Origin of the sequence: Actinoplanes sp. NPDC048791 (assembly GCF_040650095.1) — a bacterium.
Classification (GTDB): domain Bacteria; phylum Actinomycetota; class Actinomycetes; order Mycobacteriales; family Micromonosporaceae; genus Actinoplanes.
In genome coordinates, this window is the sequence record NZ_JBEZGQ010000473.1 from 1 (window position 1) to 6,317 (window position 6,317).

6 protein-coding genes are annotated in these 6,317 nt (G+C 71.9%); all 6 read right to left on the reverse strand.

Going from position 1 to position 6,317, the window contains the following annotated elements:
- Positions 1 to 5: 5 nt before the first annotated feature.
- The 6 genes from AB0C29_RS28350 to AB0C29_RS28375 all read right to left on the reverse strand — a co-directional run bounded on the left by AB0C29_RS28350 (position 6) and on the right by AB0C29_RS28375 (position 6,272).
- Positions 6 to 137, reverse strand: a complete 132-nt coding sequence (locus AB0C29_RS28350; RefSeq protein ID WP_360826175.1) for a hypothetical protein — start codon at positions 135 to 137, stop codon at positions 6 to 8.
- A 5-nt stretch (positions 138 to 142) separates the two neighbouring features.
- Positions 143 to 1,276, reverse strand: a complete 1,134-nt coding sequence (ftsZ, locus tag AB0C29_RS28355) for a cell division protein FtsZ (RefSeq protein ID WP_360826179.1) — start codon at positions 1,274 to 1,276, stop codon at positions 143 to 145.
- Positions 1,277 to 1,557: 281 nt separating this feature from the next.
- Entirely contained in the window at positions 1,558 to 2,328 is a 771-nt protein-coding gene (locus AB0C29_RS28360; RefSeq protein WP_360826182.1) for an FtsQ-type POTRA domain-containing protein, read from the reverse strand.
- A 17-nt stretch (positions 2,329 to 2,345) separates the two neighbouring features.
- A complete protein-coding gene (gene murC / locus AB0C29_RS28365; RefSeq protein WP_360826185.1) occupies positions 2,346 to 3,764 on the reverse strand; it encodes a UDP-N-acetylmuramate--L-alanine ligase in 1,419 nt (472 codons plus the stop codon).
- Between the two features lie 28 nt (positions 3,765 to 3,792).
- Positions 3,793 to 4,902 carry an undecaprenyldiphospho-muramoylpentapeptide beta-N-acetylglucosaminyltransferase gene (gene murG, locus AB0C29_RS28370; RefSeq protein ID WP_360548005.1) on the reverse strand — a complete coding sequence of 370 codons (1,110 nt, stop codon included), beginning with the start codon at positions 4,900 to 4,902 and terminating at the stop codon, positions 3,793 to 3,795.
- 47 nt (positions 4,903 to 4,949) lie between these two features.
- On the reverse strand, positions 4,950 to 6,272 hold the full coding sequence (locus AB0C29_RS28375; protein WP_360826188.1) for a putative peptidoglycan glycosyltransferase FtsW: 1,323 nt from the start codon (positions 6,270 to 6,272) through the stop codon (positions 4,950 to 4,952).
- Positions 6,273 to 6,317 lie beyond the last annotated feature (45 nt).

The following is a 6,317-nucleotide window of genomic DNA, read 5'->3' on the forward strand; positions in this document are numbered from 1 at the left end:
GCCGGTTAGGTGTTGGACCCCGCGACCAGGGACCCCGCCCCGGGGTCGCGGCCGGCCGCCGTGCAGGCACGCTCGATCCGCCGGCGCACCTCGTCCAGCGAGGCCGCCAGCTCGTCGCGGCGCGCCTCTGGTGCCAATGCCCTCAGGAGCCGTTCTTCAGGAAGTCCGGCACGTCCACGTCGTCGAAGAGCACCCGGCGCGGCGGCGGGGTGGTCGCGGCGGGCGGTGTCGGCGGCGTCACCGGCACCGGCGAGGACGGCGCGACCGCGGGCGGTGCCGAGGCCTGCTGGACCACCTTGCGGCCGGTCTCAGCCGGCTTGTACGAGGGCGTGCCCCCGTCGAAGCCCGCGGCGATGACAGTGACCCGCACCTCGTCGCCCAGCGCGTCGTCGATGACCGCGCCGAAGATGATGTTGGCGTCCGGGTGGGCCGCGTCCGTGACCAGCTGGGCCGCGTCGTTGATCTCGAACAGGCCGAGGTCGGAGCCGCCGGCGATGGAGAGCAGCACGCCGCGCGCACCGTCCATGCTCTGCTCCAGCAGCGGGCTGGAGATGGCCTTCTCGGCCGCCTCGACGGCGCGGTTGTCGCCGCGCGCGCTGCCGATGCCCATGAGCGCGCTGCCCGCGCCGCTCATCACGCTCTTCACGTCGGCGAAGTCGAGGTTGATCAGGCCCGGAGTGGTGATCAGGTCGGTGATGCCCTGCACGCCGGAAAGCAGCACCTGGTCGGCCTGGCGGAACGCGTCCATCATGCTGATGCCGCGGTCGCCGAGGGCGAGCAGCCGGTCGTTCGGGATCACGATCAGGGTGTCGCACTGGTTACGCAGCTCGTCGATGCCCGCCTCGGCCTGCACCTGGCGGCGCTTGCCCTCGAACGAGAACGGCCGGGTCACCACGCCGATGGTCAGGGCGCCCAGCTTGCGGGCGATGTTGGCCACCACGGGGGCGCCACCGGTGCCCGTGCCGCCGCCCTCGCCGCAGGTCACGAAGACCATGTCGGCGCCCTTGAGGACTTCCTCGATCTCGTCGCGGTGGTCCTCGGCGGCGTTCTTGCCGACGTCCGGCTGCGCGCCGGCGCCGAGGCCCCGGGTGAGTTCGCGGCCGACGTCGAGCTTGACGTCGGCGTCGCTCATCAACAGCGCCTGCGCATCGGTGTTGATCGCGATGAATTCGACTCCCTTGAGCCCAACCTCGATCATGCGGTTCACGGCGTTGACGCCGCCGCCGCCGATGCCGACGACCTTGATGACCGCAAGGTAGTTGTGCGGAGGTGTCATCGGGCTCAGCCTTCCCTTCAGGGTTGTGGGTGTCGAGGGCCCCAGCGGTCCGGCCAAGAACCGCCATCGATACCCGCGCCGTACAAGGGAGGGCGAGGAAACCCTCACCCTCTACTAGAGGCTTAGTGTTATGTCAACTACTCGAACCTCTCGGGGCAACGTAAGCGGCGGACAGGCGACAACCAAGGACCGACGCGGCGTGTCGGCGTCCGCTTACGTGGCGAGTATCCGACTCAGCCGTAACCTTGGACGGAATGCGCCGTTCGGACATCTTTGTCCGGTTAGCGGATGGTCACCACGTCCGGGGCGCTCACATCGATCGTGTCGCCCTTGCGCTCGAGCAGCACGGTCGCCACCTGAGCCTTCCGCTCGCTCTGCGTCTCGTCACCCCAGAAGACCTCGCGGTCCTTGCGCAACCCCAGCCGCACCTGCGCGGGGGCCAGGACGGAGATCGAGACAACCTGCTCGCGGAGCTCCGCGGTCAGCGACGACAGCACGGTGAGCGCCGACCGGGTGTTGATGTCGTCCGGGCCGGGCGCGGTGAGCTGCGCCAGCGGCAGACCGGGCGGGCGCCGGGAGACCGTGCGGTAGGCGACGCCCTCACCGTCGATCAGGGTGAAATTCTTGCCCGCCGCCACGACGGCGACGGGCGTGCGCTCCACGACCTCGATCACGACGGTCCCGGGCCAGCTGCGGGACACCACGGCGCGGTCGACGGCGGGCAGGCCCTCCACCCGGCCCCGGATCCGGTCCAGGTCGACGCCGGCCAGGGGCTGCTTCATCCGTACGGCGGCAGCCTCCTCGACCTGCAGCGGCGTGAGCGAATCGGTGCCGACCACCTCGACCTGACGCACGCCGAGCACCGACGTGCCGTACACGATCCAGGCGACCGCCCCCACGACGAGCAGCACGCCCGCGGTGACCGCCCAGGGCAGCGCCGCCCGCAGCTTGCGCCGCCGGGCGCGGGCCATGAACCGCCGGACCGAGGTCGGCACGGCATCCGTGTCCGCCCGCACCAGCCGCCAGCTGCGCCCGCCCCCGCCGTCGCTCATGTGGTCTCCCGGTCCGGTCAGGCCTCGGCCAGGGCGGCCAGCAACTCGTCACCCATCATCGAGATCGGCGGCGCGCCCATGGTGACCACGACGTCGCCGGGCCGGCTGCGTCGCAGCACCTCGGCCGGCACGTCCTCCCACGACGGCACGAAGACCTTGTGCTCCGCCGGCAGGTCGACGGCCGCGGTCAGCGCGACGCCGCCCTCCCCGGGACCACGCTGCTCGCCGGGCCCGAAGACCTCCATGACGATCACCTCGTCGGCCAGGGCCAGCCCCTCGGCCAGCTCGGTCTGCAGGTCACGGGTGCGGTACACCCGGTACGGCTGGAACACCACCACGAGCCGCCCGTCCCCGGCCACCTCGCGCAGCGTCCGCAGAGCCGCCTTGACCGAGGTCGGGTGGTACGCGTACTCGTCGTAGACGCGCACCCCGGCGACCGTGCCCTTGCGCTCGAAACGCCGCCGCACCCCGGGGAAGGAGCTGAGCGCCTCGGTGATCTTCTGCAGCGGGATGCCCAGCCGCATCGCGGTCAGCACCGCCGCGGCGCCGTTGAGGCCCATGTGCCGGCCGGGCAGCGCCAGCGCGATCTCGCCGAGCGGCTTGCCGTCCAGCGTGGCCTGGTAACGCACGCCCTGCACGGAGGAGACCACGTCGGTGATCCGCAGGTCGGCGCCTTCGGACTCGCCGTACGTGTAGACCGTGCGACCCGCGGCCCGCAGCGCGCCGATCAGCTCCTGCACGCCCTCGTCGTCGGCGCAGGTGACCACGAAGCCGTCCGGGTCGGTCAGCTCGGCGAACTCCAGGAAGCCCGCCTTGAGCCCGGCCAGGTCACCCCAGTTGTTGAGGTGGTCGCCCTCGATGTTGGTGATGATGGCGACGTGCGGCCGGTAGATCAGGAACGACTTGTCGCTCTCGTCGGCCTCGGCCACGAAGTAGCTGCCGGAGCCGTGGTGGCCGTTGGAGCCGGCCGCGGAGATCTCGCCGCCGATGACGAACGACGGGTCCTCGCCGGCGTGCTGCAGGATCACCGTCATGATCGACGTGGTGGTGGTCTTGCCGTGGGTGCCGGCCACCGCGATCGTGCGGCGCCCGGTCATCGCGGCGGCCAGCGCCTCGGACCGGTGCAGCACCCGCAGCCCGCGCCGGCGCGCCTCGACGATCTCGACGTGGTCCTGCGGGATGGCCGTCGAGTAGACGACCGTGTCGACGCCGTCGAGGTTGGACGCCTCGTGCGCCATGTGCACCGTGCCGCCGAGCGCGCGCAGCGCGGCCAGGGCCGGCCACTCCCGCAGCTCGCTGCCGGAGACCGGGACACCCCGGGTCAGCAGCAGCCGGGCCAGGCCGCCCATGCCCACGCCACCGATGCCGATGAGGTGGACGGTGCCCAGCTGCTCGGCGGTCAGCTCGCCGGCCGGCGTCAGTTCCGCCGTGTTCACAGGACCACTCCCCTGGTTGTCGAAGGACTCATCGGCGGGCCACTGCCTCGCACACGAAGTCGAGCAGGGCCTCGTCGCCGTCGCGGCGGCCGTAGCCGCCCGCCGCGGCACCCATTGTGGCGAGCCGCCGCGGGTCCCGGGCGAGCGGGATGACCGTACGCTCGATCCACTCCGGGGTCAGCTCGGCGTTGTCCACCAGCAGACCGCCGCCGGCCTCGACCACGGGCAGCGCGTTGCGCTTCTGCTCCTGGTTGCTGAACGGGTACGGCACGTAGATCGCCGGCATGCCGATCGCGGTGGTCTCGGCGACGGTGATCGCCCCGCCCCGGCACAGCATCAGGTCGGCGGCGGCGTAGCCCAGGTTCATGTCGGACAGGTACGGCACCACCACGTACGGCACCGGCAGGTCGCTGGGGATCTCGAACGGGTCGTTGCGCCCGCCCTGCACGTGCAGCACCTGGATGCCCGCGTGGGCCAGCTTCTTGGCCGCCCCGGCCACCGCCAGGTTGATCGTGCGGGCCCCGGACGAGCCACCGGAGACGAACAGCACCGGCAGGTCCGGGCGCAGCCCGAAGTGGGCCAGGGCCTGCGGGCGCAGCGCCTGCCGGTCCATCCGGGTGATGGACGTGCGCAGCGGCACGCCGACGACCCGGGCGTCGCGCAGCGACTCGGCCTGCTGCGGCTGGGTCGGGAACCCCACCGCGATGTTCTTGGTGAACTTCATGCCCATCCGGTTGGCCACCCCCGGCGGCACGTTCACCTCGTGGATGACGATGGGCAGTTCGCGCCGCCAGGCCGCCAGGTACGCCGGCACCGACACGTAACCGCCGAAGCCGACCACCACGTCCGCCTGCACCTCGTCGAGGATCTGACCGGCCGCGTGGGCCGACTTGTACATCCGGTCCGGGGTGCGCAGCAGGTTCAGGTTGAGCGCGCGGGGCAGCTGGAACGCCGGAATGACCCGCAGGTCGTAGCCGGCCGGCGGGATCAGCTCGTTCTCCATGCCCTTCGGGCTGCCCAGCGTCGTGATCCGCACCTCGGGGAAGTGGCGGCGCAGGGCGTCGGCGAAGGCGAGCAGCGGGTAGATGTGACCGCCGGTGCCTCCCCCGGCGAGCACGACAGACCGCAGCAGACCCATCACGGTCTCCAGTTCTCCCCCGCCGGATCTGGTGCCCGGATGCCCGATCACCGGGCGGGCGGGCGCGGCTTGGCCGGCCGCCGCGGCGGGGGGAGCGGCGGCAGCGGGGCCCAGAGTAGCCGTACCCATCGGGCGGGCGGACGGGCGTGCAGGGCCCGGGCGGCGTCCGGCTCGGCGCGGGCGAAGGAGGCGAGGATGCCGATCGCGGCCAGCGTCACGACCAGGGCGCTGCCACCGGTGGAGATGAACGGCAGCGGCAGCCCGGTGATCGGCAGCAGGCCCACCACCCCGCCGATGTTGATCACGGCCTGGGCCACCAGCCAGGTGGTGATGCCGGTGGCGGCCAGCCGGCGGAACGGGTCGTCGACCCGGCGCGCGATCCGGAAGCCGGTGTACGCCAGCACCGCGAACAGCGCCAGGATGACGGCACAGCCGACCACCCCGAGCTCCTCGGCCACGACGGCGTAGATGAAGTCGTTGTCGGCCGCGGGCAGCCAGTTCCACTTCAGGGCGCCCTTGCCCAGCCCGACGCCGAACCAGCCGCCCTCGTAGATCGCCGAGCGGCCCTGCACCATCTGGTAGCAGAAGTCCGACTGGCAGTCCTCCAGCGGTTTGAACAGCACGGTGATCCGGGCCAGCCGGTAGTTCTCCTCGCCGACCGCGCCGGAGCCCGCACCGCGCGACGCCGCGGCGATCAGCAGGCCGATGCCGGACAGGCCGAGCACCCCGAGGGCGGCGAAGACCCGCATCCGGACCCCGGCGGCCCACAGCAGCCCGATCACCAGCGAGAGCAGCACCAGCATGGTGCCCAGGTCGTTGTAGCCGACCAGGACGAACAGCAGGCCGACCAGCGGGAACAGCGGCATCGCGAGCTCGCGCCAGTGGCCCAGCGCCGCCCCCTTGCGGGCGATGATGTCGGCACCCCAGAGCACCACGCCCAGCTTGGCGATCTCCGAGGGCTGGATGCCGATCGGGCCGATGTAGAGCCACAGCAGCTTGGCCTTCAGCGGGCCCAGGGCGACGATGCCGGTCTGCGGATCCGCGTCGATCATGCCGACCGAGCGCATCGCCATCAGCAGGTCCAGCAGCACCAGCAGCACGATGGCCGCGCCGAGCACGTACTTGCCGAGGAAGCGCAGCGTGCTGGCGGGCAGCCGCTGGCAGACCCAGAAGCCGACCAGGCCCAGCACGGCGAAGATCAGCTGGTTGCGGATGGCGGAGAACGCGCTGCCGTCCTCGGCGTACGCCTTGACGCTGGTCGCGGAGAAGACCATGGTCAGGCCGATCAGCAGCAGCAGGCCGGAGCTGGCCAGCAGCAGGTAGTACGACGACAGCGGCCGGGCCAGCAGGCCGTGCACCGCGGGCAGCAGCTGCTGGCTGAGCGACCGGGGCCGGGCGGCGGGCGCGGCGGGCTG

Coding starts and splice junctions, on each gene's coding strand:
- ftsZ (WP_360826179.1), bottom strand. CDS start 1,276: ATGACACCTCCGCACAACTACCTTGCGGTCATCAAGGTCGTCGGCATC.
- AB0C29_RS28360 (WP_360826182.1), bottom strand. CDS start 2,328: ATGAGCGACGGCGGGGGCGGGCGCAGCTGGCGGCTGGTGCGGGCGGAC.
- murG (WP_360548005.1), bottom strand. CDS start 4,902: ATGGGTCTGCTGCGGTCTGTCGTGCTCGCCGGGGGAGGCACCGGCGGT.